The sequence below is a fragment of the Chitinophaga sp. genome (genome assembly GCF_036566945.1).
Classification (GTDB): Bacteria; Bacteroidota; Bacteroidia; order Chitinophagales; family Chitinophagaceae; genus Chitinophaga.
On the sequence record NZ_DATCVJ010000406.1, the window covers coordinates 1 to 2,212 of the forward strand.

Below are 2,212 nucleotides of genomic sequence, written 5' to 3' on the forward strand. Positions count from 1 at the left end.
GATCTTGATAGTTTAAAATATGGTTACATTCCTAATAGTAATAAGGTATCTTTCGTAACAGACCGTCGCAATGATACCCAAAGTAAACTGGGCGACTTCAAAGAAGTTAACAATAATGAAAGCCAGGACTATGTATACGATCCCAATGGAAACCTGAAAGTTGACTTAAACAAGCAACTAACGGTAAACAGGTATAATCATCTGAATCTGCCTGACAGCATCACCATATCAGGTAAAGGGTACATAGAATACACCTATGACGCCGCGGGAAATAAACTGCGAAAGAAAGTAACGGATGTAACGGGAAGCGGAGCTATTACAACTACCGATTACATGAATAACCTGGTTTTTAAAAATGATAACCTTGAGCTCATTCAGCATGAAGAGGGCCGTGTTAGACCCCTGTATGTGACCGGTCAACCTATCACCTATGTGTATGATTATTTCGAAAAAGATCACCTGGGCAATATTCGGCTTGTATTGACCGAACAACAGGACATCAGCATGTATGCCGCCACCATGGAAACCGACAAAGCACCGGTGGAGACAAGCCTATTCAGTAACATCGACGAAACCAGAACAGCAAAGCCCGTTGGTTATCCGCAGGATGAAAGTACCGGCAAAAATGCCGCGGTAGCAACACTTAATGCCCAATCAGGTGGTAAAAAAATCGGGCCTTCCCTTGTACTACGCGTAATGGCTGGAGATACCATCCAGATTGGAGCAAGGGCTTTTTATAAATCACAATCCCCTGTTACCAGCAACACTCCTCCACCAGTTGAAGAGATGGTGGCAGGATTGATTCAGGCTTTTGGAGGAGCGGCTGCCGGAACCGATCAACATAGTGCTACTCCACCCGATAACACCCCTTTCAATACTGATTTCTACAACAATAACTACCAACAACTGAAGCAGAAAAATCCGGATCAGAACAATCAGAACAGACCTAAAGCATATCTAAATTTTGTATTGTTCGACGATCAGTTTAAATTAGTGGATGCCAATAGTGGCGTACGTCAGGTGAAAGCCACGCCTGATGAGCTGCAGACATTAACTGTTGACAAAATGCCGATTACTAAAAATGGATTCCTGTATGTATATACCAGCAATGAAACCCAGCAGGATGTGTTCTTTGATAATATTATTGTAGCGAAAGCCGCGAGCCCGGTGTTGGAGGAAACGCATTATTATCCGTTTGGATTGACGATGGCGGGGATTAGTTCCAATGCGTTGAAGGGGGCGAATTATCCGGAGAATAGGAAGAAGTATAATGGGATAGAGTTTACGGATGAATTGGATCTGGATATATATGATGCGCAGTTAAGAAATTTGGATCCTCAGATAGGAAGGTGGAACCAGGTAGATCCGAAGATAGAAAATATGGAGGCTTGGTCGCCATATGCTTCTAACTATGATAATCCAATCCAATATAATGACTTTTTAGGTGACGAACCGAATGGGCCAGGAGATCCTATAAAAAAGGTAGGACTTGTTACAGGTAGGGAGTATAATTTGACTGCTCCAACCAGCATAGGGTCTGCACTGAAATATGCAGGCCAGTATGTAGCAGGAACAGCGAATGAAATAGTCGCTGGCATAAACCAGAATTTAAATCCTGTTTATGCCGCTGGAAATGGAGCACAAGCTTTAGTTACAGGAAAGGATATACAGACTGGGCAGCCAATGAATGCAGGAGATGCACTTGTAAGTATGGCATCAGCCATTCCTATGGGGAAGTTTGCAGGGATGTTAAATAAATTAGAGGGCGCTGTTGTCCGGGAATCAGAGAAAGTGGCAGCGAAAAATATTGCAAGTACAGGTGTAAAAGAATTGGCAAATACGAATGAACTAAAAGCCTTTTCCGGATCACAGAAAGCGTGGAGTGAGGGAGCAACTCCTAATTCGATTTATACATATTTAAATGGCGATGGAGATAAAGCCGTTTCAAACTACGTATATAATGCAGAAGGCAAAGTTAGTTATCAGGTTGATTTTGGCAAACACGGTACCCTCTCATCGGGCCATGGGCATATAATGTCCACTCCCGGTACTTTAAGAAGTGGCCACTTGCCAGAGAATCATGTTCCTTTTAACTTAGTGCCTCAACAATATTTGAAAATACCAAATAACGTAAATTATTCTGTTCCTCTAGGACAATAATATTAATATAATGATAAAAGAGATAATTAAAAAATACGGCGATTTTGCTGAT

Annotated in this window: 1 protein-coding gene; it reads left to right on the forward strand. The window is 42.0% G+C overall.

Annotation, left to right across the window (positions count from 1 at the left end; translation table 11 throughout):
* The coding region (locus tag VIP81_RS12125; protein WP_331960521.1) for an RHS repeat-associated core domain-containing protein at positions 1-2,160 on the forward strand (2,160 nt) is incomplete at its 5' end.
* Positions 2,161-2,212: the final 52 nt, after the last annotated feature.